The organism is Massilia sp. LXY-6, from assembly GCF_051233485.1.
Lineage (GTDB): Bacteria > Pseudomonadota > Gammaproteobacteria > Burkholderiales > Burkholderiaceae_D > Telluria.
The window spans coordinates 148267-169616 of record NZ_JBKFGF010000026.1 but is presented as its reverse complement, the minus strand read 5'-3'; the positions used below and the strand labels follow the sequence as shown (position 1 = coordinate 169616).

The window sequence follows — 21350 nt, the reverse complement described above, 5'->3', positions numbered from 1 at the left end:
TAATAAACGTACCGCACCGCTTAACGGGTACGGCCGCGACGCAGCAGGTTCACGATGGCCAGCAGGATAACGGCGCCCAGGAAGGACACCAGCAGCGACGAAACACTGAAGTCATTCGAGTTGATGGTGCCGGAGCCGAACAGCGGCGACAGCAGCCAACCACCCAGGAAGGCGCCAACGATACCGACCACGACATTGAGAATCATGCCTTGTTCAGCGTCCGTTTTCATGACCATGCTGGCGAGCCAGCCGAGAATACCACCGACGACGATCCAGATAATGAATAACATGTTGATTCCTCCTCAAGTTGGAAAAACATACTCCAGGCCAATTGATTGCCGAGGCCATGGGCAAAGTCTAGTGATGCGTACGTACCCGGGTCGGTGCGGCAACGAACGTTAGACGCGCAAAGTCCTGCAGTGTTCTCTTGATAATTGGAATGTCTTGGCTAGGGTGCGTCAGCGAACAGAAGCATACTGATGGGCAGGACTATCGTGGTCTTCACACGCAGTAACCGATCGCATCATTACAAACGCACCGCGTGCTTGGCACATCGACCTTGAGAGGACACACTATGAGCAGCTACGACACCACGAAGACCAATCAGAACCGCATGGTTACCGGCCTGTTCCCGGACCGCGCCAGCGCCGAACGCGCCTACAACGCCATCTCGACGCGCGGCTACACCAAGGACGACGTCAACCTGATGATGTCGGACTCGACCCGTAAAACCCATTTCAACGACACTGAAACCGAGCTGGGCAGCAAAGCGGCCGAAGGCGCCGGCGTCGGCGCCGGCATCGGCGGTACCATCGGCGCCGTGCTGGCCGGCGTGGCAGCGCTGGGCACCAGCCTGGTGATCCCGGGCGCAGGCCTGGTGGTGGCCGGTCCGCTGGCAGCGGCCCTGGCCGGCGCCGGCGCGGGCGGCATCACCGGCGGCCTGATCGGCGCACTGATCGGCGCCGGCATTCCGGAAGAGCGCGTCAAGCACTACGAAGAAGGCATCAACCAGGGCGGTATCGTGATGGGTGTGAACCCGCGTTCCGATGAAGACGTCGAGTACATCCAGCACTCGTTCACCGACAACGGCGGCTCGCACGTGATCGGCACCGGCATCGGCGCCGCAGCAGGCGCGGCCACCGGCGCCGCGATTGGCTCGGCAGCAGGTCCGATCGGCACCCTGGCGGGCGCCGCGATCGGCGGCATCGCCGGCGGCATGGCCGGCAAGGGCGCCGGCGAAGTCGTCAACCCGAAGGCCGGCGACGACCTGGGCGAACACTACATGGCCAAGGGCGTGGGCGCCGGCACCGGCGCCGCGATGGGTGCCGCAGCCGGTGCCGTGGCCGGTCCGATCGGCATGGCTGCCGGTGCCGCGATCGGCGGCCTGGCCGGCGGCGCAGCCGGCCGCGGCGCGGGCGAAGTCGTGAATCCGCACTCGGACGACCGCCTGCATGAGCACAACCTGGCCCAGGGCACCGGCGCTGCCGGCGGCGCGCTGACCGGCGCGGCGGTCGGCTCCGTGGGCGGCCCGATCGGCGCGGTGGCTGGCGCTGCGATCGGCGGCGTTGCCGGCAGCATGGCCGGCAAGGGCGCGGGCGAAGTCGTGAACCCGAAACCGGGCGACGAACTGCACGAGCATCACCTGGCCGGCGGTGTCGGCGCGGGCGGCGGCGCGGTAGCCGGTGCGGCGCTGGGCTCGGTCGGCGGTCCGGTCGGCATGGCGGCCGGCGCGGCGATCGGCGGCCTGGCTGGCGGCGCGGTCGGCAAGGGTGCCGGTCATCTGGTCAACCCGACCGAGGAAGACAACTACTGGCGCACCAACTACCAGACCCAGCCGTACTACTCGCCGGGCTACACCTACGACGACTACTCGCCGGCCTATGCGCTGGGCTACAACAATGCCCGCCGCTACCCGAGCTACGACCTGGCCGAGCCGCACATGGCCGACGAATGGGATCGCGTGAAGGGCCATTCGCGCCTGTCGTGGGAGCAGGCCAAGTCGGCTAGCCGCGCGGCCTGGGACAAGGTCGAGCGCACGATGCCGGGTGATTTCGACCGCGACGGCCGTTAATCAAGTAAGTAGGGTGGGCGCGGCCGGCGTAGGCACACCGTGCCCACGCGTGGGCGGAGGCCGCCCACCCTACGAAAAAGCCCCGGGCCATTGCTGGCGCCGGGGCTTTTCCATTCGGTAAAGCGCTTACTTACTGCTTGACGGCTTCGACCTGGATCGCCAGCTTGACTTCCGGATTGAAGCCCATCTGGGTGCCGTAGCTGACGCCGAAGTCGCTGCGGTTGAAGGTGGCGATGGCGTCGGCGCCGCACACTTCGCGCTTGAGCATCGGGTGCTGGATGCACTTGAACTTGTCGATGACGAGGGTGACCGGCTTGGTCACGCCGTGCAGGGTCAGCTGGCCGTCGACGCTGGCCGGGACGTCACCCTTGAACACCAGCTTGCCCTTGTAGGTCGCGGTCGGGAACTTGGCGGTGTCGAACAGTTCTGCCGACTTGGCATGCGCGTTCAGCTTGTCGTTGCCGAAGTCGATGGTGGTGGCGTCGATGGCGATGTCGACGTTGCCGGTCTTGGCCGCGCGGTCCACCACGATGCTGCCCTCGGTCTTGTTGAACTTGCCGCGCCAGACCGACAGGCCGCCGAAGTGGTCGGCCTCGAAGCTCGGGTAGGTGTGCGACGGATCGATCGTGTAGGTGTCGGCGGCGAAGGCGCCGCTTGCGCACACTGCGGCGATCAGGGCGATACTCAGGTTCTTCAGTTTCATTAGACGGGTTTCCTTGGTTGAGATGATGTTGCTTACTGCCCCGCGGCGACGCGGAATTTGATGACGACTTCGTCGGCGACCATGCTGGTGTCCTGCCACTCGCCTTCGCCGACATTGAAGGCCAGGCGCTTGATCGGCAGCTGACCTTCGAACACTTGCTTGCCACCTTCGGGCTTGACGCTGAGCGGGAAGCTGACGTCGGCGGTCTTGCCCTTGATGGTCAGCTTGCCGGTGACGTTCAGCTTGCCCGCGCCTGCCGGCTTGATCGACGACGAGACGAAACTCGCCTTCGGGAACTGGGCCGAGTTGAACCACTCCTTCTTCGCGATTTCCTTGTTGTAGTCGGCCTGGCCCATGTCGAAGCTGGCGGTGTCGATGTCCACGCGCGCGCTCGCTTTTTCGGGGTGCGCGGCGTCGTAGTCGATCTGCGCGCTGAAGCGCTTGAAGTTCGATTCGACCGGCACGTTCATCTGCTTGAACACGGCCGAGACGCTGCTGTGGGCGACGTCGGTCTTGAGCGGTGCGGCGTTCGCGATCAGGGCGACACCGAGCAGGGCGCCAAGCAGGGAGCGGGATAGTTTCATGATGTTTTCCTTCAGTGGGAGCGTCCGGGCAGCATGCGGCGCATGGTGCCGTCGCGGTCGATGAGCTGGTGCTTGAGGGCGGCCAGCACGTGCAGGGCCACCAGCGCGGCGAGCAGCATGTTCAGCCAGTAGTGCACGCCCTTCAGGGTCTCGGCCAGCGCCGGATTCTTGGCGATCAGCACCGGCAGCTGGAACAGGCCGAAGTACACCACCGGGAAGCCCGTCGCCAGCGTGTAGAAATAGCCCGACAGCGGCACCGCGAAGATCAGCAGGTACAGCAGGTGGTGCAGGCCGTGCGCGGCGCGGCGCTGCCAGGCCGGCATCGATGCAGGCAGCGCCGGCGGGCGCTGCTTCAGGCGCCACAGCAGGCGCAGGGCCGCCAGCAACAGGACCGTCACGCCGGCCCACTTGTGCCAGGAAAAGTAGCGCAGCTTGGCCGGCGAAAAGCCCGGGATGTCCGTCATGACCAGGCCGAGCGTGAACGTGCCCACGATCAGCAGGGCGATCAGCCAATGAAGCACGATCGCGGTCGTGGTATAGCGTTCCTGCTCCTGTAAATGCTGGTCGCGCATGCTCTCTCCGGGATGCATTCTTGTCAGAACGAGATCTTAACAAAAAGCTGGTGTATTGATTCCCATACTTTAACGGTTCCACTCTGCGGGAGGAAGACGGGTAAACGGATAACATTGTTCAGCTGGCGGGACAATCCCTGTGGCGTGCGCTGCGAAGTCTCACTTCGGCAACCCGCAAGACCCGGTCGAAGGTAAAATGTTGACGAGCTCGATTTATAAATGATAATGGGCGGATATTAATATTTCCGTGAAAAATACATGAGGTTGCTTGTCCCCCGACGCGCCCCGTTGGCGCCCCGCCTGCCCCTTCTTTTGCTGGGCATGGCCTTGGCCACCTGCGCGCGCGCGGACGAGCAGCGCACGGGCGCCGAACGCCAGGCTGATTTCGCCGACCTGTCGATCGAAGAACTGGCGAACATCGAAGTCACGTCGGTGTCCAAGCGGCCCGAGCGCCTGCAGGACGCGCCGGCCTCGGTGTTCGTGATCACGGGCGACGACATCCGCCGTTCCGGCAGCCGCAGCCTGCCGGAAGCGCTGCGCCTGGCGCCCAACCTGGACGTGGCGCGCGCCAGCAATACCGGTTACTACATCTCCGCGCGCGGCATGAACGGCACCAGCAACAGCCCCGCCAACAAGCTGCTGGTGATGATCGACGGCCGCTCCGTGTATTCACCGCTGTTCTCGGGCGTGTTCTGGGACGAACCCGACGTGATGCTGGAAGACGTCGAACGCATCGAGGTGATCAGCGGCCCCGGTGGCACGCTGTGGGGCGTGAACGCGGTCAACGGCGTCATCAACATCATCACCCGGCATAGCGCCGACACCCGCGGCGACCTGCTGGTGCTGCGCGGCGACAGCGACGGTGCCCAGGCCGCCTTCCGCCATGGCGCGGGCGACCCGGACCACAGCTGGCGCGTCTACGGCAAGGTCTTCGGCCTCGGCCGCAGCAAGCTGGTCACGGGTGCGCGCATCGACGATGCCTGGGACCAGGGCCAGATCGGCTTCCGCTCCGACTGGGAGCGCGATGGCGACCGCTTCAGCGTCAACGGCAATGCCTGGCGCGGCAAGCAGGGCCAGCCGTCGCCGGGACTCATCTCCGCGCCCGGTGCCAGCACCGGCATCGACGACATCGACACGCGCGGTGTCAACCTGACCGGGCGTTGGGAGCATGCTTTGGCCGGCGGCGGCAGCGTCAGCGCCCAGGCCTATTACGACTACCGCTACCGCCAGGTGCCGCCGACCTTCACGGATGCGGTCGATACCATCGACATCCAGCTCCAGCACTCGCTCCCAAGCCTCGGTGCGCACAGCATCGTGTGGGGCGGCGAGTACCGCACCAACTGGGACCGCGTCACCAACAGTCCTTTCGTGGCCTTCCTGCCGGCCAGCGACCGCCAGGCCTGGGCCAGCCTGTTCGCCCAGGACGAAGTCACGCTGCGCGACGACCTGCGCCTGACCGCGGGCGCGCGCTACGAGCGCAATCCCTATACCGGCGCCGAGTTCCTGCCGACCCTGCGCCTGTCCTGGCGCGCCACGCCGTCGCACTCGCTGTGGGCCGGCCTCTCGCGCACCGTGCGGGCGCCGTCGCGCCTCGACGTCGACGCCTTCATCCCCGGCGCGCCGCCCTACCTGCTGGCCGGCGGCCCGCGTGTGCGCTCCGAAGTGGCGCGCGTGCTCGAGCTGGGCTACCGCGGCCAGGTCGGTTCGGGCCTGTCGTATTCGGTCACGGCCTTCCGCAACCTGTACGACCACCTGCGCACCCAGGACGTCAGCAGCGACGGCCGCAGCATCACCTTCGGCAACCTGATGGAAGGGCAGGCCAGGGGCATCGAAGCCTGGGGCAGCTACCAGATGAGCGACGCCTGGCGCCTGAGCGCCGGCGTGACGGCGCTGCGCGAACGCTTCGCACTGAAGCCGGGCAGCCGCGACGTCGGCAGCGTGGCGACCACCGGCGCCGATCCGGCCTACACGGCCCAGCTGCGCTCCAGCTATGCCTTCGACAGTGCGCGCGAACTGGAACTGGCGGTGCGCCGCGTCGGTGCCACCGGACGCCCGGCGGTACCGGCCTACACGGCGCTCGACCTGCGCTTCGGCTGGCGCTTTGCGCCGGGCATGGAGTTGTCGGTGATCGGCGCCAACCTGAACGGCAGCCACCGGGAGTATGGCGTGCCGCAGTTCAGCAGCGAGGTAGGGAGGAGTGTCGGTGTGAAGCTGGTGTGGCAGCGGTAAAGCGCTGCGCATGAAAAAACCGGGGCGCGCCCCGGTTCTTTTTTTCATCGCTTGAAGGTTCAGATCGCCTTTGCCAGCTGGGCCGCCAGGCCGGTGTAGTTCGCCGGCGTCATCGCCAGCAGCAGGTCTTTCGCTTCCTGCGGCATCGCCAGTTTGCCGATGAATTCCCGCAGCGCGTCGCGGGTGATGCCCTTGCCGCGCGTGAGTTCCTTCAGCTGCTCGTACGGGTTCTCGATGCCGTAGCGGCGCATCACGGTCTGCACCGGCTCGGCCAGCACTTCCCAGTTGGCGTCCAGGTCCTGCTCCAGGCGCTGCGGGTTCACTTCCAGCTTGTTCAGGCCGCGCAGGCAGCTGTCGTAGGCCAGCAGGGCATAGCCGAAGCCGACGCCGATGTTGCGCAGGACCGTGGAGTCGGTCAGGTCGCGCTGCATGCGCGAGACCGGCAGCTTGTCGGCCATGTGGCGCAGCATCGCATTGGCCAGGCCCAGGTTGCCTTCCGAGTTCTCGAAGTCGATCGGGTTGACCTTGTGCGGCATGGTCGACGAACCGATCTCGCCGGCCTTCAGCTTCTGCTTGAAGTAGCCGAGCGAGACATAGGTCCAGATGTCGCGGTTCAGGTCGAGCAGGATGGTATTGGTGCGCGAAATGGCATCGAACAGTTCGGCCATGTAATCGTGCGGCTCGATCTGGATGGTGTACGGATTGAAGACCAGGCCGAGACGCTCCTCGATCACGTTCTTCGAGAACGCCGGCCAGTCGAAGCCCGGATACGCCGACAGGTGGGCGTTGTAGTTGCCGACCGCGCCGTTCATCTTGCCGAGGATCTCCACGCCTTCGATGCGCTTGACGGCGCGCTGCAGGCGCGCGACCACGTTGGCGAATTCCTTGCCCAGGGTGGTCGGGCTGGCGGTCTGGCCGTGGGTGCGCGACAGCATCGGCAGCTCGGCGTTGACGTGCGCGATCTCGGTCAGCCGGGCAATGATGGCCTGGAGGGCGGGCAGCATCACGCGGTCGCGCGCGGCTTTCAGCATCATGCCGTGCGAGGTGTTGTTGATGTCTTCCGAGGTGCAGGCGAAGTGGATGAACTCGCTGGCCGCGACCAGTTCCGGCACGTCCTTGACCTTCTCCTTGAGCCAGTATTCGACGGCCTTGACGTCGTGGTTGGTGACGGCCTCGATCTCCTTGATGCGGGCAGCATCGGCATCGGAGAAGTCGGCGGCCAGCTTGTCGAGCAGGGCGCTGGCGCCGGCGGAGAAGGGCTTGAGTTCGGCAAAGCCCGCCTGCGACAGGGCTTGCAGCCAGGCGATCTCCACCTTCACGCGGTGGTGCATGAAACCGGCTTCCGACAGGATCGGGCGCAGCTTGTCGGTCTTGGCGGCGTAGCGGCCATCCAGCGGGGAAAGGGCCGACAGGGTCGAGGAGGAGGCGGTAGAGGTCATGGCAGAGGGATGAAGGGTGCAAAAGCGCGATTTTATCACCTGGAGCCTGCGCCAAGCTGGTTTGTCAAGCCGAGCGTCAGCGGGCGTTGCACGGCTCTCCCAGGCGCTGTCCGGCCATGGCCCGATGCTATACTGTCAGCCACTCCCCTAATCTGAGCATTTATGAAACTCATCGGTTCTGTCACCAGTCCCTATGTGCGCAAGGTGCGCGTCGTGTTGGCAGAGAAGAAGCTCGACTATGTGTTCGAGCTGGAAAACGTCTGGTCGCCGGACACCAGAATTTCGGCCTCGAACCCGCTCGGCAAGGTGCCCTGCCTGATCATGGAGGACGGCAGCGCGATGTACGATTCGCGCGTGATTGCCGAATACATCGACACGCTGACGCCGGTCTGCAAGCTGCTCCCGGCGAACAGCCGCGACCGCGCCAACGTTAAGGTCTGGGAGGCGTTGGCCGATGGCGTCGGCGATGCCGCCGTGCTGGCCTACCTGGAGCGCACCCAGCGTCCCGCCGAGCTGCAGAGCCAGGCATGGATCGAACGCCAGCTGGGCAAGGTGCGCAACGGCCTGCAGGTCATGTCCGACAACCTCGGCGAGCAGCCGTTCTGCATGGGGATCCACTACACCCTGGCCGACGTCGCGGTCGGCTGCGTGCTGGGCTGGCTGCTGCTGCGCTTCCCCACCATCGACTGGCGCGGCGAGCACCCGAACCTGGCGCGCCTGTTCGACAAGCTGTCCGAGCGCCCCTCGTTCAAGGATACCGTGCCGGTCATCGCTTCGTGAGCGCAACAGTGAGCGTACCCGCCTCGACCACGGTCGTGTTCGGGGAAGCCCTGGTCGACGAATTCCCGACCGAGCAGGTGGTCGGCGGCGCGCCCTTCAACGTCGCGCGCCACCTGGCCGCCTTCATGGCGCCGGCCCTGATGATCACCCGCGTCGGCAAGGACCGCAACGGCCAGGCCGTGCGCGGCGAGTTCGAGCGTTTCGCGATGAGCGACGCCGGCCTGCAGCTCGATCCGATGGAAGAGACGGGCCGCGTGGTGGTCGAGCGCAGTGGCCAGGGCCACCGCTTCCAGATCCTGCCGCGCCAGGCCTACGACTTCATCAATGCCGGCGCCGCCACCGCCGGCCTGGCGAATGTCGACGCCGGCCTGGTCTACTTCGGCACCCTGGCCCAGAGGGAGCAAGGCTCGAGTCAGGCGCTGGGCGCCGTGCTCGATGCCTTGCCGAACGCCAAGCGCTACCTCGACCTCAACCTGCGTCCCGGCCAGTACACCGAGGCCACGGTGACGCGCTCGCTGACGGCGGCCGACATCGTCAAGGTCAACGAAGAGGAATTGCAGGCGCTGTTCCAGTGGTATTTCCAGGTCGGTCCGAATGATGCGCCGCTGTCCACCGAGCAAGTGCACGCGGCCTGCCGCGCGCTGATGGACCGCTTTGCGCTGGAAACGCTGATCGTGACCCTGGGCCACCGCGGCTCGGTGGTGTTCCTGCCCGATGGCAGCCTGGTCGCGCACCGCGACAATCCGGCACCGCCCTTCGTGATCGACACGGTGGGGGCGGGCGACGCCTTCTCGGCGATCTTTTTGCTGGGACGCGCGCGCGGCTGGCCGCTCGCGCTGACCCTGGCGCGCGCCAACGAATTCGCCGGCGCGGTCTGCGCGGTCGCCGGCGCGGTGCCGCGCGACCTGAACTTCTACGACAAGTGGGTCGCGCGCTGGCGCGAAGGCGCGCCCGCGATCCCGTCAGCGTTTACATCTCGCTGACGTCGCCCATTTGACTCTGTAGATAATTCTGGATGCCCACCTTGACGATCAGGTCGAGCTGGGTCTCCAGCCACTCGATGTGCTCCTCGGTGTCTTCGAGAATCTCCAGCAGCAGGTCGCGCGACACGTAATCGCGCGTCGTCTCGCAGGCGGCGATGCCATCCTTGACGCACTGCTGGGCGCCGCGCTCCAGCTTGAGGTCGCATTCCAGCATTTCCTGCACCGACTCGCCGATCAGCAACTTGTGCAGGGCTTGCAGGTTGGGCAGGCCGTCCAGCATCAGGATGCGGTCGATCAGCCGGTCTGCATGCTTCATCTCGCCGATCGACTCGTCGTACTCCTTCTTGCCGAGGCGGGTAAAGCCCCAGTGCCTGTACATGCGCGCATGCAGGAAGTACTGGTTGACCGCGGTGAGCTCGTTGGTCAGCTGCGCGTTGAGCGCGCGGATGATGTTCGGATCGCCCTTCATGGAGTGCCCTTGTTTATATTAACTTGACGGCATCATAGCTCATATCGAGGCGAGCGCGACGCCCCCGGCCAGCAGCAGCGAGACCGCGGCGATCGCGATGCCCACCGTGCGCCTGCGGTTGGTCAGCGTCCACAGCACGACCCCGGACAGCGACAACAGGATGATCGAGCCGGCCAGCGTATCCACCAGCAGGATCCAGCCCACGCTCATGCCCACGCCCTTGTGCAGGTTGGTCAGTGTGGCGAAGACATTGTTCTCGTTGCGCTTGAGGGTCACATAGCTGTTGCCGACCCAGTACTCGGCCACTACGCCGCCGCTGGGCGAGGTGAAGCTGGCGGTCCAGCGTGCCGGCTGGACCAGGTCACGGTCGCCCCAGGCCACGGGGCGGGCGGGCTCGAGCTTCACCCGCGTGGGATCGGGCTCGAGCTTCAGCGAACTTTTCAGCCAGGCGGCAAGCGCCTGCGGATCGGCCGGGGCCGGATCGGGCAGGGGGACCTGGACCGTGCTTTCCCGGGCCTGTACGGCGGGAATCTTGAGGATGGCGCGGTGGTTCAGCAGGATGCCGGTGCTGCCGAACAGGAGGCCGAGCACGGCGCCCCACAGGCCGATCCAGCCATGCATCTTGCGCAGCCACTTGACGGCGACGGCGCGGCGGGAAGGGGCGGGCGGTGGCTGGACCGTGAAGGGATGCTGCGGCGTCCTCGGAGAGCGGAACGGGATGACGGGCATAAGACGGACGGGATGGCTGCTTCGGAAGCACCATGTTATCAGGACCTGCCGCCGATCGGCCGCATCATGCATCGATATGTGCGCAGCAATGTGCGCAGAAACATCGAGGTTTGCGCAAGGCTATTTGTGCGGGAAAACTGGACCGGCGTCGCCGGCACCGCAGGCGCGGCGACGGCCGGGACGATTCGGGACGAAGCTCAGGCGGCCAGGCTCAGGTGCTCAGGCTGTGTGGAGTGCGGCGCAGCTCGGTCACCGTGGTGGTCGACTCCAGATGCTCGTTCATCACCTGGCGGGCATAGCTGACGCACTTGCCGCAGCAGGTGCCGACGCCGAGTTCCTTGTACAGGTCGGACATCGAAGTCAGGCCGAGGTCGACGGCCTGGCGGATTTCACGGTCGGAGATGTTGTTGCAAACGCAGACGATCATGGTCGGTTTCCAGTACGTGGTATTTAGTGCGAAGGATGCGCGCCAGGCGATATTGTCTGGTATATAATGCGAATCATTCTCATTCAGGTTTGTATTCTCCTGAAGTCGGCAGCCGAATGCAAGTGTTTTTGTTGCGTGATTTAAGCTATCTGAGCCAAAGTAGACAAAGCGCAAATAGAAATAATTCGCATTTAGGTTTATGATGCTCACATGTCTCATCAGCGCTGCATCCGAACTCGATTGGAAGCGACATCATGACTCTTGCACCTACCCTGACCACGCTCGAATCCCTGAAGGCCGGCCAGAGCGCCACCGTGATCCACCTTGCGCCCAGCCATGGCCATGGCGACGATGGCGCCGACGTGTCGCGCCGCCTGATGGAGCTCGGCTTCGTCCCCGGCGAACGCATCCGCATGCTCAAGCGCGGCCTGCCGGGCGGTCCGGTCGCGGTCAAGGTCGGCCAGTCCACCTTCGCCCTGCGCCGTTTCGAAGCGGCGCTGATCTCGATTCAGCCGGAATAAGGCAACACACGACATGGGAGCAGTAGAACAGCAGGTCCAGGCGGCCGCGGCCAATAAAGCGCCGCTGATCGCCCTGCTGGGCAATCCGAACTGCGGCAAGACCGCACTGTTCAACCGCCTCACCGGCGCGCGCCAGAAGGTCGCGAACTACGCTGGCGTCACCATCGAACGCAAGGAAGGCAGCTTCACGCTGCCGGGCGGCCGCGCCATGCGCGTGCTCGACCTGCCGGGCGCCTACAGCCTGTCGGCCCATACCCCCGACGAAGCCATCACGCGCGATGTGGTGGCCGGTCTGCGTGCGGGCGAACAGGCGCCGGACGCCGTGGTCTGCGTCGTCAACGCCACCAACCTGCGCCTGAACCTGCGCCTGGTGCTCGAGATCCAGCGCCTGGGCCTGCCGATGGTGCTGGCCCTGAACATGGTCGACGTCGCCAACAAGCGCGGCATCGAGATCGATACCAGAAAACTGTCGCAGGAGCTGGGCATGCCGGTGGTCGAGACCGTCGCCGTGCAGTCCGGCGGCGAGAAGGCCTTGCTGGCCCTGCTCGGCGATTTATCCTTCGACACTCCCGTCAAGCCGCGCGCCTTGAGCGCGATCGACGCCGTGCCGGTCGAAGAGACCCAGCGCGAAGTGCGCCGCATCATCGACGCCTGCGTCAGCTTCGACAAGGACACCGGCAACCTGAGCGAGCAGATCGACCAGGTCGTGCTGCATCCGGTGCTCGGTCCCGTGATCCTGGCGGCGCTGATGTTCCTGGTGTTCCAGGCCGTGTTCAGCTGGGCGGCGGTGCCGATGGACCTGATCAAGGGCGGCGTCGAAGGGCTCGGCGCCTGGGTCGGGTCGAGCATGGCCGAGGGCCCGCTGCGCAGCCTGATCGTCGAAGGCATCTTCGGCGGTGTCGGCAGCGTGCTGGTGTTCCTGCCGCAGATCCTGATCCTGTTCTTCTTCATCCTGGTCCTCGAGGATTGCGGCTACCTGCCGCGCGCCGCCTTCCTGCTCGACCGCCTGATGGGCGGCGTCGGCCTGTCGGGGCGCGCCTTCATCCCATTACTGTCGTCGTTCGCCTGCGCGATCCCCGGCGTGATGGCGGCGCGCACGATCCAGAACCCGCGCGACCGCCTGGTAACGATCATGATCGCGCCCCTGATGACCTGTTCGGCGCGCCTGCCGGTGTACGCGCTGGTGATCGCGGCCTTCATCCCGAACCGCCAGTTGGGCGCCGGCATCAACCTGCAGGGCCTGGTGCTGTTCCTGCTGTACGCGGCCGGCATCGTCAGCGCGATGGGCGTGGCCTGGTTCTTCAAGCGCGCCGCGCGCGCCAAGGGCCAGCACCCGCTGATGCTGGAACTGCCGGCCTACCACTGGCCGCACCTGCAGAATCTCGCATTGGGCCTGTGGGAACGCGCCAGGATCTTCCTGACCCGGGTCGGCACCGTGATCCTGACCCTGATGGTGCTGGTCTGGTTCCTGTCGAGCTTCCCGGGCGCGCCGGAAGGGGCGACCCACCCGCCGATCTACTACAGCGTGGCCGGCATGCTGGGACGCGCCCTGGCGGTGGTGTTCGAACCGATCGGCTTCGGCTGGCAGATCTGCATCGCGCTGGTGCCCGGCATGGCCGCGCGCGAAGTGGCGGTCGGCGCGCTCGGCACCGTGTACGCGCTGTCGAGCGCCGGCGACGACGTGGCCGGCTCGCTGGCGCCGCTCATCGCCCAGTCCTGGAGCCTCGCCACCGCGTTGTCGCTGCTGGCCTGGTACGTGTTCGCGCCGCAATGCCTGTCGACCCTGTCGGTGGTACGCCGCGAAACCGGCAGCATCCGCTACGCCTTCCTGATGGCCGGCTACATGTTTGCGCTGGCCTATACGGCATCCTTCATCACCTACCACGTCGCACGCTACTTTCTGGGGAGCTGAGATGATCGTCCAGTACCTGGTGGTCGGCCTGATCGTGCTGCTGGCGGCGCTGTACGCCGCCAGCAAGTACCTGCCGCTGGCCTGGCGCCGCCGCATCGTCTACCAATTCACGGACGGCAGCGGCAAGAGCATGCTGGCGCGCTGGCTCGACAAGGACGCCGGCTGCGGCAGCGGCTGCGATACCTGCGGCACTTGCGAACCGGAGCCGATGCCGGAGAAGGACGAGAAAGGTAGAAAAGTTATCCAGGTGCACGTGAAGAGGTAGACACCCGTCGTTCCCGCGCAGGCGGGAAGCCAAGTTCTGCGATGTAGCACGTAGCCCTTTGGATTCCCGCCTGCGCGGGAATGACGTTTTTAGGCCAGCAACTCGATCAGGCGCTTCGCATCGAACGGCGCCCGCACCTTGATGTCGTTGTCGAAGTAGCAGTACACATCCCGGCTTGTCGTTTTCAGAGGCGGCACTGACGACACCAGCCGCGCATCCTCCGGCTGCCTGCCCTCGCTCCACGAGCGGATCTTCGAAGCCCAGCGCTCCAGCGAAGCGTCCTCGTAGCCGCTGGCGTACAGCTCATGTTCGCCGTGCAGGCGGATGTAGACGAAATCCGCGGTCACGTCTTCCCAGTCCGGCCATTTACCCGCGGTGTCGGCCACCACCAGCGCCACGTTATAGCGACGCAGCAGGGCGATGAAGGCCTCGTCGCGGAAGCTGTCGTGGCGCACCTCCACCGCATGCCGCAGCGGACGCACAGCATCGATCTCCAGCAGGCTCCTTCCGGCCATCTTCTCGTCGTGGCCGCGCGCGATGGCCAGCGCCTGGCCGGTGTCAACCGGCAGCAGGGCCAGGAAGCGCTCGATCTTGTCGGGCTCGAAGCGCAGCTGCGGCGGGAACTGCCACAGGATCGGGCCGAGCTTCTCGCGCAGCGCGAACACGCCCGAGGCCAGCACGTTGGCCAGCGGCGTCTCGATGCCGCGCAGCTTGAGCATGTGGGTGATGAAGCGGTTGCCCTTCACGGCAAACACGAAACCGGGCGGCGTGGCGGCATACCAGGCCGCATAGCTCGCGGGCCGCTGCAGCGCGTAGAAGGAACCGTTGATCTCGATGGTGGGCAGGTAGCGCGAGGCGTAGTCCAGCTCGCGCGCCTGCACCAGCCCCGGAGGATAGAACACCCCGCGCCATGGTTCGTACCGCCAGCCCGAGATGCCGATGTAGATTGCGCCCATGCCTGCGATGGTAGGCCGGACGGGGGCAGGGCTCGGTGCGTTGCCGAACCGTGCCCGCGATGCTCAGGCGCGCGCGCGGACCGCGATCCGGACCGGACGGGCGCGCCGGCGCAGCAGGGCGCCGCAGCCGGCCGTGCCGAGGCCCGCCAGCAGCATCGCCCAGGCCGGCGCTTCCGGCACCGGCGACACCGCCGAAGCCGAGACCATGTTCAGGACGGTGCCGTCGGTCCAGTACAGGTGGTGTTCGGCGGTGTTGTAGGGCGTGATCTGGTAGTCGTAGCTCAGTTTGCCGGTTTCGATCAGGTGGCCGCCGCTGTGCAGGCCTTCGGGATCGCTGCCGTATTCGCCGAGGCTGAACGACAGGCCGCGTTCGGGCGAGAACGCGAAGCTGTCGGCCCCGCAGTGGTAATACGCGTTGCTGCCGGCGGCGCAGGCCACGTAGTCCATCGCGCCGATGGTCAGGGACGTCAGTTCCTCGCGTTCGAGCAGGCCGTCGCCATTCAGGTCGGCGCCGGTGAAGGACCCGGCGATCTGCATGTCGGGCAGGAAGACTCCGGCTTCCTGGTCGTAGAAGCCGGTATAAGTGAAAGTCCAGTGGGCGGACTGGGCATGGGCGATCGCACTGCCGAGCAGCAGGACGGTGGCGGTGAACAGATGCTTCATGGTGAACCTCGCATGGGTGCGGGACGAACCCGCGGTAAATGAAATGCTGGGTTCACCTTACCCTGTTCTGTTACGAAAGTCCTGTCCGCTTGACACAATCGTCGCCGGCCGGCCACAGCGCGCGGCCAGCTCGGCAGTTTTCATTTCCCGTCCGAAACAACCGGCAACTCGATCGTGCTTTCCATGCCGGGTGCGTGGTAGACGCGCTGGGTCGCCTTGCGGTAGTCGCCGGCCTTGGCGTAGAAGATGTTGGGCACGAAGGTCTGCGGGTTGCGGTCGTACAGCGGGAACCAGCTGGACTGGATCTGTACCATGATGCGGTGACCCGGCAGGAACACGTGGTCGACGTTCGGCAGGGCGAATCGGTAGCGTTCGGCCTTGTTGGCCGGGATCGCCGCCGGCTTGTCGAAGCCCTGGCGGTAGCGGCCGCGCAGGATGTCCATCGAGATCGGCAGCTGGTAGCCGCCCAGTTCCGGCTGCGCCGCCACTTCGTCCGGATAGACGTCGATCAGTTTCACGACCCAGTCGCTGTCGGTGCCGCTGGTCGAGGCGAACAGGTTGACCATCGGCGCGCCGGCCAGGGCCAGCGGCTTTGCCAGGGGCGCGCTCACGTAGGTCAGCACGTCCGGGCGGTCCGAATACGAACGCTGGTCGGTCACCAGCCAGGGCTTCCAGACCGTGCCTTCGCTCATGCGCACGGGACGCGGCACGAAGGGCACCGGTTTCGCCGGGTCGGACACGTATTCGTCGAAGGCCGCGCCCTTGCCGTCCCCTTTATCGAAACCGAGCCCGAAGCCCGGCTTCAGGTACAGCGCGGTGGTGCTCGGGACCAGCGGCCACTGCTCCAGCCGGCGCCAGCGGTTCACGCCGGTCTGGTAGGACCACACGGGCGGCGTGTCGAACTTCGGTGCGCCGTCCTTCAGGTACTGGTTAAAGAAGGGCAGCATGACCTCGCGGCGGAATTCCATCGCGGTGTCGCCGGTGAATTTCAGGGCGCCCAGCGAGGCGCCCTCGTAGTTCACCCCGCTGTGGCGCCAGGGGCCGACCACCAGCGAGTTCATGCGATTGTCCTTGTCCTTCGGCTCCATCGCCGCATAGGTCGCGTAGGCGCCGTAGATGTCTTCCTGGTCCCAGCGGCCGACCACGGTCATGGTCGGTACCGTCAGCGGTTTCTTCGCCAGGATGCGGTCCAGCGCCTGTTCCTGCCAGTAGCTGTCGTAGGCCGGGTGCTCGAAAATCTTCTTGGTGAAATTCAGCCGGTCGACGCCGTAGAGGTGGACGAAATCAAAGGTCGAGCCGGCGCGCAGGAAAGCGTCGTAGTCGTCGTGGGTACCGGTGACGATGTGCTCGCCCTCGCCGCGCGCCGAGTTCTGGCCGGCGATGTAGTCGAGGTTGGTGTTGCGGAAGGCACCGTTGTGGAACCAGTCGTCGCCGCGCCAGCCGTCGACCATGGGGCTCATCGGCACCGCGGCCTTCAGTGCCGGGTGCGGTTCGACCAAGGCCATCAGCACGGTAAAACCTTCGTAGGACGAGCCGACCATGCCGACCTTGCCGTTCGATTCCTTCACGTTCTTGACCAGCCAGTCGATGGTGTCATACGCGTCGGTGCTGTGGTCGACCGGCGTGTCGTTCAGCGGGCCGCGCAGCGGGCGCGTCATCACGTAGTCGCCCTCCGAGCCGTACTTGCCGCGCACGTCCTGGAACACGCGGATGTAGCCGTTCTCGATGAAGGCGTCGTCGCCGTCGCCCAGGATCGAGCCGATGTGCGGGCTCTTCATGCGGCCGGCGCGGCGCGCGGCGTTGTAGGGCGTGCGGGTCAGCATGATCGGCGCGTTCGCCGCCGCCTTCGGGATCACGATCACCGTGTGCAGCTTGACGCCGTCGCGCATCGGGATCATCACCTCCTGCTTGATGTAGTCGGCATTCGGGACCGTGGTCGAGAACTTGTCGGACGGGATGTCGGGCGCCATCGGCGAGGTCTGGGCCATGGCCGTGCCGCCGAGCGCGGCGAGCAGCAGAGGAAGGACGGACAGGGACGGCAGGCTGGGGCGCGACATCGGTTCTCCAATTGTTAAAAAGTTGCACTCAAGCATATTACCCAAGCTTCAGGTAAACAGGCAACAGTGCTAAGCTAGCGCCATTTCCCGCCTCCGGCCTGTCATGCTCATCGTCCACCACCTGAACAACTCCCGCTCCCAGCGCATCCTGTGGCTGCTGGAGGAACTCGGCCTGGAGTACGAGATCAAGAAGTACCAGCGCGACCCGACGACGATGCTGGCACCGCCCGAGCTGCGCGCCGTGCACCCGCTCGGCAAGTCGCCGGTGATCCAGGAAGGCGACACCATCGTGGCCGAATCCGGCGCCATCATCGAGTATCTGGTCGGGCGCTACGGGGACGGCCGGCTGGCGCCCGCGACCGGCACCCCCGAGCGCCTGCGCTACACGTATTTCCTGCACTACGCCGAAGGCTCGGCGATGCCGCCGCTGCTGCTCAAGCTGGTGTTCGACCGCGTCGAGCAATCCCCCGCGCCGTTTTTCGTGCGCCCGATCGCGCGCGCCATCGCGAACAAGGTCAAGGACAGCTTCGTGCTGCCGCAGATCCGCCAGCACCTGGCCTTCCTCGAGGGCGAGCTCGCGGGCCGCGCCTGGTTCGCCGGCGAGGAGTTCTCGGCCGCCGACATCCAGCTCAGCTTCCCGCTGGAGGCGGCCGCCGCGCGCGGTGGGCTGGACGGGAAGTACCCGAAACTGAGCGCCTTCCTCGAACGGATCCACGCGCGCCCGGCCTACCGCCGCGCGCTCGAACGGGGCGGCCGGTACGACTTCGTGAAGTAATCGAATAAGCTTAGAAGCGTATGGCAAAACTGCTGGCCATCGACGGCCTGAACATCGTCCGCCGGGTGTACGAAGCCAGTCCCGAACCGGACTCCGACCTGAAGGCGAGCATCGCGCTGCGCCACGCCTTCTCGTCGTTCCGCAAGCTGCTGGAAGCGCACGCGCCGACCCACGTGCTGGCGGCCTTCGACTACGGCGGCCAGACCTGGCGCCACGCGCTGTATCCGCGCTACCGCGAAGGCCGCGCGCCGATGCCCTCGGACCTGCGCAACGCGCTGCCGGAATTTCATGAGCGCCTGCGCGCGGCCGGCCTGCACGTGCTGATGATTCCCGAGGTCGAGGCCGACGACGTGATCGCCACCGGCGTCATGCGCTGGCTGCTTGAGGGGCGCGGCGACGCGGTGGTGGCCACCACCGACAAGGACCTGCACGCCCTGATCGCGCATGGCGCCCTGGTGTGGGACCATTTCAAGGGCGAGTGGCATGACGACGCCTGGGTGCGCAACAAGTTCGGGGTCGCGCCCGAGCGCCTGCACGACCTGCTGGCGCTGATGGGCGACGCGACCGACGGCGTGCCGGGCGTCTCGAAGATCGGCATGAAGACCGCGGCGCGCCTGCTCAACGCCTACGGCGACCTGCCGGCCGTGATGGCCGGCGCCGGCATCCTCAAGACGCCGCTGGGCGAGCGCCTGCGCGCCGAGCGCGAGATCCTCGAGGTCTCGCGCCAATTGGTGGAACTGAAGACCGACGTGAAGCTTGGCGTAAGCTGGAAGATGCTGGCGTGGGAATCGAACTGACAGGGAACAAGCGATGCTCAAGGCAGTAATTGTCGACTCGAACGCGATCTCGCGCGGCCTGCTCAACACCGTGCTGCTGGACGGCGGCTACGAGGTGGTCGGCCAGGCCCATACCAGCTCGCTCGGCTACGCGCTGGCCCTGAAGCACCATCCGCACCTGTTCTGCATCGCGCGCGAGCAGGTCGAGGACGGCAACGGCGTGGTCGAGCAGCTGCGCGCCAGCCTGCCGAAGACCCTGGTCTTCATGGTGTCCGGCAGCCTCGACGCGCCTGCGGTCCAGGCCGCGCTGGGGCGCGGCGTGCAGGGCTTCATCGTCAAACCCTTCAAGGCGGACGCGGTGCTGCGCACGATCCGCAACACGGTCCTGGCGATCGTCAAGCAGCACCGCGGCGCCTGAGCGCCACCCATCAATAAATGATGAATTTGATGATTTGTTGAAAGGCCTCACTCCTGTGGTCTTCACGCAAATTGCCGTCAAATAAGAATAGACACTCTGATTTATTAATTGACTCGCGGAAATTGCACCTTCACAATGCAACCCGATCCGCGTTTTCAATCAAATTCGTCAATTCAGACGATCCCCATGTCTCCTTTTTCTTCCTGCCAGGCCCATGAAGCCGAGCGGCTCGACGCATTGCGCAAGCTGAACCTGCTCGATACCCCGCCGAGCGCATCCTTCGACCGCATCACCCGCATGGCGGCCCAGCTGTTCCGGTTGCCGGTCGCCGCGGTCTCGCTGACCGACAGCGACCGTCAGTGGTTCAAGTCGCGCGTCGGCATCGCCCACGACACCATTCCGCGCATGAAGGCGCCCTGCGCCCAGGTCGCGGACGAGGGCGCGATGCTGGTCATCGGCGACCTGCAGGCCGACGAGCACTACCGCGACAGCGTGCTGGCCGCTTCCGGCGTGCGCTTCTATGCGGGCGCGCCGCTGATGACCAACGGCGGCTACTGCCTGGGCGCGATGTGCGTGCTGGGCACCGAGCCGCGCGAGGTGAGCGGGGCGGAGCGCGCGGCGCTGCAGGACATGGCGGCGATGGTGATGGCGGAGATCGAGCTGCGGCATGCGCTCGGCCGCGTCGATCCGCTCAGCGGCCTGCCGAACCGCACCCAGTTCATCGAGGATTTCGGCGACCTGCTGCTCGACCGCCCGTCCGGCGAGCAGCGCCTGGCGGCCCTGGTCAACCTGGCCAGCCCCGAACAGCTCAGCAATGCGACGCTGGCGATGGGATCGACCTACCTCGACGAGATCGTCGGCGAAGCGGTGCGCACGCTGCGCGCCGGCATCGGCGGCTCCAGTACCGTGTACCACCTCAGCGCTACCGAATTCGCCTTCATCGCGCCGCCCGGCACCGGTTGCGCGGCATTCGGCGAGGCGCTGGAAGCCTTGCTGTGCCGGCGCGCCGCCTCGGTGACTTCGCGCTTCGTGACCACCGCCAGCATCGGCGTCGTGCCCTTCGAGGTCGGCGCCACCGCCTGCGCCGACCTGCTGCGCAACCTGCACTCGGCGGCCCAGCATGCCTATGAGGCAGACTGCGGCGTGTCGGTATTCTCGAGCGAGCAGGACGCGATCTACCGCCGCCGCTTCCTCCTGATGAACGAGTTCGGCGCCGCGCTGGAGAGCGAGGGCCAGCTGCGCCTGGTGTTCCAGCCGAAAGTCGACCTCGAGACCGGCGCCTGCATCGGCGCCGAAGCGCTGCTGCGCTGGACCCATCCGGCATTCGGCGAGATCGCGCCGGGCGAATTCATCCCGATCATCGAGCGGACCTCGATGGTGCGCGAGACCACGCACCGGGTGCTGGAGATGGCGATGCGCCAGCTGGCCGCCTGGCGCGCCGACGGCCTGGCGCTACAGGTCGCGGTGAACGTGTCGGCCGTGAACCTGCTGGAGCCGGACTTCTGCGAGCGCGTCCATGCCGGCCTGCGCCGCCACGGCTTGCCGGCCTCCAGCCTGGCGCTGGAGATCACGGAAAGCGCGCTGATGAAGAATCCGCGCCTGGCCCAGGCCACGATGAACGCGCTGGCGGCGGCCGGCGTGCACCTGGCGATCGACGACTTCGGCACCGGCTACAGCAGCCTGGCCTACCTGCAAAGCCTGCCGGTCGAGGTGGTCAAGATCGACCAGTCCTTTGTTCGCAACCTCGAACACGACGAGCGCAAGCGTTCGCTGGTCTCGGCCATGATCAAGCTTTCGCATGACCTGGGGCACCGCGTGGTGGCCGAGGGCGTGGAGACCCTGGCGGTGGCGCAGGTGCTGGAGGAAGCCGGCTGCGACGAGGCGCAGGGCTACTGGTATGCGCGGCCGCTGGCGCCGCGGGCGTTCGTGGCGTGGTTCCTTGGAAGGCTTCCCAACTCCCGGCCGCAAGCGGCGCCTTGCGCCCGGCCGGTCCCGGTGTTGGCGTTCCGGCGCGCCTGAGC

22 protein-coding genes are annotated in these 21350 nt (G+C 66.1%); 11 read left to right on the top strand and 11 right to left on the bottom strand.

The window, feature by feature from the left end:
* Positions 1-20 precede the first annotated feature (20 nt).
* Entirely contained in the window at positions 21-290 is a 270-nt protein-coding gene (locus tag ACI48D_RS13640) for a GlsB/YeaQ/YmgE family stress response membrane protein (RefSeq protein WP_435571767.1), read from the bottom strand.
* 284 nt (positions 291-574) lie between these two features.
* Here ACI48D_RS13640 and ACI48D_RS13635 point away from each other — a divergent pair, with 284 nt between their 5' ends.
* Entirely contained in the window at positions 575-2071 is a 1497-nt protein-coding gene (locus ACI48D_RS13635) for a hypothetical protein (RefSeq protein WP_435571766.1), read from the top strand.
* Between the two features lie 130 nt (positions 2072-2201).
* Here the strand turns inward: ACI48D_RS13635 and ACI48D_RS13630 are convergent, their stop codons facing one another.
* The 3 genes from ACI48D_RS13630 to ACI48D_RS13620 are packed head-to-tail and all read right to left on the bottom strand — an operon-like array spanning position 2202 to position 3930.
* Entirely contained in the window at positions 2202-2774 is a 573-nt protein-coding gene (locus ACI48D_RS13630) for a YceI family protein (RefSeq protein ID WP_435571765.1), read from the bottom strand.
* Positions 2775-2806: 32 nt separating this feature from the next.
* A complete protein-coding gene (locus ACI48D_RS13625; RefSeq protein ID WP_435571764.1) occupies positions 2807-3358 on the bottom strand; it encodes a YceI family protein in 552 nt (183 codons plus the stop codon).
* Between the two features lie 11 nt (positions 3359-3369).
* Positions 3370-3930: a cytochrome b gene (locus ACI48D_RS13620; protein ID WP_435571763.1), complete on the bottom strand. Its 561-nt coding sequence runs from the start codon at positions 3928-3930 to the stop codon at positions 3370-3372.
* A 258-nt stretch (positions 3931-4188) separates the two neighbouring features.
* On the opposite strand from ACI48D_RS13620, the gene ACI48D_RS13615 reads away from it, so the two are divergent.
* The gene (locus ACI48D_RS13615; protein WP_435571762.1) at positions 4189-6159 is read left to right on the top strand and encodes a TonB-dependent receptor plug domain-containing protein; all 1971 of its coding nucleotides are present in this window, start codon (positions 4189-4191) and stop codon (positions 6157-6159) included.
* Between the two features lie 59 nt (positions 6160-6218).
* On the opposite strand, the gene purB is transcribed toward ACI48D_RS13615, so the two are convergent.
* The gene (purB, locus tag ACI48D_RS13610) at positions 6219-7598 is read right to left on the bottom strand and encodes an adenylosuccinate lyase (RefSeq protein ID WP_435571761.1); all 1380 of its coding nucleotides are present in this window, start codon (positions 7596-7598) and stop codon (positions 6219-6221) included.
* Positions 7599-7760: 162 nt separating this feature from the next.
* Here purB and ACI48D_RS13605 point away from each other — a divergent pair, with 162 nt between their 5' ends.
* Both ACI48D_RS13605 and ACI48D_RS13600 read left to right on the top strand, forming a co-directional pair.
* Complete coding sequence (locus ACI48D_RS13605; protein WP_435571760.1) at positions 7761-8378, top strand: glutathione S-transferase N-terminal domain-containing protein; 618 nt, start codon at positions 7761-7763, stop codon at positions 8376-8378.
* Positions 8379-8386: 8 nt separating this feature from the next.
* Complete coding sequence (locus ACI48D_RS13600) at positions 8387-9361, top strand: PfkB family carbohydrate kinase (RefSeq protein WP_435571759.1); 975 nt, start codon at positions 8387-8389, stop codon at positions 9359-9361.
* Here the strand turns inward: ACI48D_RS13600 and bfr are convergent.
* The 3 genes from bfr to ACI48D_RS13585 form a co-directional block, all read right to left on the bottom strand.
* A complete protein-coding gene (gene bfr / locus ACI48D_RS13595) occupies positions 9348-9830 on the bottom strand; it encodes a bacterioferritin (protein WP_435571758.1) in 483 nt (160 codons plus the stop codon). The genes ACI48D_RS13600 and bfr overlap by 14 nt on opposite strands.
* A gap of 39 nt (positions 9831-9869) precedes the next feature.
* Positions 9870-10559: a PepSY-associated TM helix domain-containing protein gene (locus ACI48D_RS13590; protein ID WP_435571757.1), complete on the bottom strand. Its 690-nt coding sequence runs from the start codon at positions 10557-10559 to the stop codon at positions 9870-9872.
* Positions 10560-10770: 211 nt separating this feature from the next.
* Complete coding sequence (locus tag ACI48D_RS13585; protein ID WP_435571756.1) at positions 10771-10986, bottom strand: (2Fe-2S)-binding protein; 216 nt, start codon at positions 10984-10986, stop codon at positions 10771-10773.
* Between the two features lie 254 nt (positions 10987-11240).
* On the opposite strand from ACI48D_RS13585, the gene ACI48D_RS13580 reads away from it, so the two are divergent.
* The 3 genes from ACI48D_RS13580 to ACI48D_RS13570 are packed head-to-tail and all read left to right on the top strand — an operon-like array spanning position 11241 to position 13684.
* Positions 11241-11507, top strand: a complete 267-nt coding sequence (locus ACI48D_RS13580; protein ID WP_435571755.1) for a FeoA family protein — start codon at positions 11241-11243, stop codon at positions 11505-11507.
* 13 nt (positions 11508-11520) lie between these two features.
* Complete coding sequence (gene feoB, locus ACI48D_RS13575; protein WP_435571754.1) at positions 11521-13419, top strand: ferrous iron transporter B; 1899 nt, start codon at positions 11521-11523, stop codon at positions 13417-13419.
* 1 nt (position 13420) lies between these two features.
* Positions 13421-13684 (top strand): DUF6587 family protein, encoded by a 264-nt coding sequence (locus ACI48D_RS13570; RefSeq protein WP_435571753.1) that lies wholly within the window; start codon positions 13421-13423, stop codon positions 13682-13684.
* Positions 13685-13773: 89 nt separating this feature from the next.
* On the opposite strand, the gene ACI48D_RS13565 is transcribed toward ACI48D_RS13570, so the two are convergent.
* The 3 genes from ACI48D_RS13565 to ACI48D_RS13555 all read right to left on the bottom strand — a co-directional run bounded on the left by ACI48D_RS13565 (position 13774) and on the right by ACI48D_RS13555 (position 17360).
* Entirely contained in the window at positions 13774-14640 is an 867-nt protein-coding gene (locus ACI48D_RS13565; protein ID WP_435571752.1) for a DUF72 domain-containing protein, read from the bottom strand.
* Positions 14641-14703: 63 nt separating this feature from the next.
* Positions 14704-15303 (bottom strand): hypothetical protein, encoded by a 600-nt coding sequence (locus ACI48D_RS13560; protein ID WP_435571751.1) that lies wholly within the window; start codon positions 15301-15303, stop codon positions 14704-14706.
* Between the two features lie 140 nt (positions 15304-15443).
* A complete protein-coding gene (locus tag ACI48D_RS13555; RefSeq protein WP_435571750.1) occupies positions 15444-17360 on the bottom strand; it encodes a CocE/NonD family hydrolase in 1917 nt (638 codons plus the stop codon).
* A 103-nt stretch (positions 17361-17463) separates the two neighbouring features.
* Between ACI48D_RS13555 and ACI48D_RS13550 the strand changes: the two genes are divergently transcribed.
* The 4 genes from ACI48D_RS13550 (at position 17464) to ACI48D_RS13535 (ending at position 21348) form a co-directional block, all read left to right on the top strand.
* Positions 17464-18135, top strand: coding sequence for a glutathione S-transferase (locus tag ACI48D_RS13550; RefSeq protein WP_435571749.1), 672 nt, complete (start codon positions 17464-17466; stop codon positions 18133-18135).
* A 20-nt stretch (positions 18136-18155) separates the two neighbouring features.
* Positions 18156-18932 carry a 5'-3' exonuclease gene (locus tag ACI48D_RS13545; protein WP_435571748.1) on the top strand — a complete coding sequence of 259 codons (777 nt, stop codon included), beginning with the start codon at positions 18156-18158 and terminating at the stop codon, positions 18930-18932.
* Positions 18933-18945: 13 nt separating this feature from the next.
* Positions 18946-19329, top strand: a complete 384-nt coding sequence (locus ACI48D_RS13540) for a response regulator (RefSeq protein WP_435571747.1) — start codon at positions 18946-18948, stop codon at positions 19327-19329.
* Positions 19330-19515: 186 nt separating this feature from the next.
* A complete protein-coding gene (locus ACI48D_RS13535; RefSeq protein ID WP_435571746.1) occupies positions 19516-21348 on the top strand; it encodes a sensor domain-containing phosphodiesterase in 1833 nt (610 codons plus the stop codon).
* Positions 21349-21350 lie beyond the last annotated feature (2 nt).

Bases quoted from the DNA above. Each gene is read 5' to 3' on its own strand.
- ACI48D_RS13570 (WP_435571753.1), top strand. From the start codon at position 13,421: ATGATCGTCCAGTACCTGGTGGTCGGCCTGATCGTGCTGCTGGCGGCG.
- ACI48D_RS13640 (WP_435571767.1), bottom strand. From the start codon at position 290: ATGTTATTCATTATCTGGATCGTCGTCGGTGGTATTCTCGGCTGGCTC.
- purB (WP_435571761.1), bottom strand. From the start codon at position 7,598: ATGACCTCTACCGCCTCCTCCTCGACCCTGTCGGCCCTTTCCCCGCTG.
- ACI48D_RS13635 (WP_435571766.1), top strand. From the start codon at position 575: ATGAGCAGCTACGACACCACGAAGACCAATCAGAACCGCATGGTTACC.
- ACI48D_RS13580 (WP_435571755.1), top strand. From the start codon at position 11,241: ATGACTCTTGCACCTACCCTGACCACGCTCGAATCCCTGAAGGCCGGC.
- ACI48D_RS13545 (WP_435571748.1), top strand. From the start codon at position 18,156: ATGGCAAAACTGCTGGCCATCGACGGCCTGAACATCGTCCGCCGGGTG.
- bfr (WP_435571758.1), bottom strand. From the start codon at position 9,830: ATGAAGGGCGATCCGAACATCATCCGCGCGCTCAACGCGCAGCTGACC.
- ACI48D_RS13615 (WP_435571762.1), top strand. From the start codon at position 4,189: ATGAGGTTGCTTGTCCCCCGACGCGCCCCGTTGGCGCCCCGCCTGCCC.
- ACI48D_RS13560 (WP_435571751.1), bottom strand. From the start codon at position 15,303: ATGAAGCATCTGTTCACCGCCACCGTCCTGCTGCTCGGCAGTGCGATC.
- ACI48D_RS13585 (WP_435571756.1), bottom strand. From the start codon at position 10,986: ATGATCGTCTGCGTTTGCAACAACATCTCCGACCGTGAAATCCGCCAG.
- ACI48D_RS13605 (WP_435571760.1), top strand. From the start codon at position 7,761: ATGAAACTCATCGGTTCTGTCACCAGTCCCTATGTGCGCAAGGTGCGC.
- ACI48D_RS13625 (WP_435571764.1), bottom strand. From the start codon at position 3,358: ATGAAACTATCCCGCTCCCTGCTTGGCGCCCTGCTCGGTGTCGCCCTG.
- ACI48D_RS13565 (WP_435571752.1), bottom strand. From the start codon at position 14,640: ATGGGCGCAATCTACATCGGCATCTCGGGCTGGCGGTACGAACCATGG.
- ACI48D_RS13540 (WP_435571747.1), top strand. From the start codon at position 18,946: ATGCTCAAGGCAGTAATTGTCGACTCGAACGCGATCTCGCGCGGCCTG.
- ACI48D_RS13620 (WP_435571763.1), bottom strand. From the start codon at position 3,930: ATGCGCGACCAGCATTTACAGGAGCAGGAACGCTATACCACGACCGCG.
- ACI48D_RS13555 (WP_435571750.1), bottom strand. From the start codon at position 17,360: ATGTCGCGCCCCAGCCTGCCGTCCCTGTCCGTCCTTCCTCTGCTGCTC.
- ACI48D_RS13535 (WP_435571746.1), top strand. From the start codon at position 19,516: ATGTCTCCTTTTTCTTCCTGCCAGGCCCATGAAGCCGAGCGGCTCGAC.
- ACI48D_RS13550 (WP_435571749.1), top strand. From the start codon at position 17,464: ATGCTCATCGTCCACCACCTGAACAACTCCCGCTCCCAGCGCATCCTG.
- ACI48D_RS13590 (WP_435571757.1), bottom strand. From the start codon at position 10,559: ATGCCCGTCATCCCGTTCCGCTCTCCGAGGACGCCGCAGCATCCCTTC.
- ACI48D_RS13630 (WP_435571765.1), bottom strand. From the start codon at position 2,774: ATGAAACTGAAGAACCTGAGTATCGCCCTGATCGCCGCAGTGTGCGCA.
- feoB (WP_435571754.1), top strand. From the start codon at position 11,521: ATGGGAGCAGTAGAACAGCAGGTCCAGGCGGCCGCGGCCAATAAAGCG.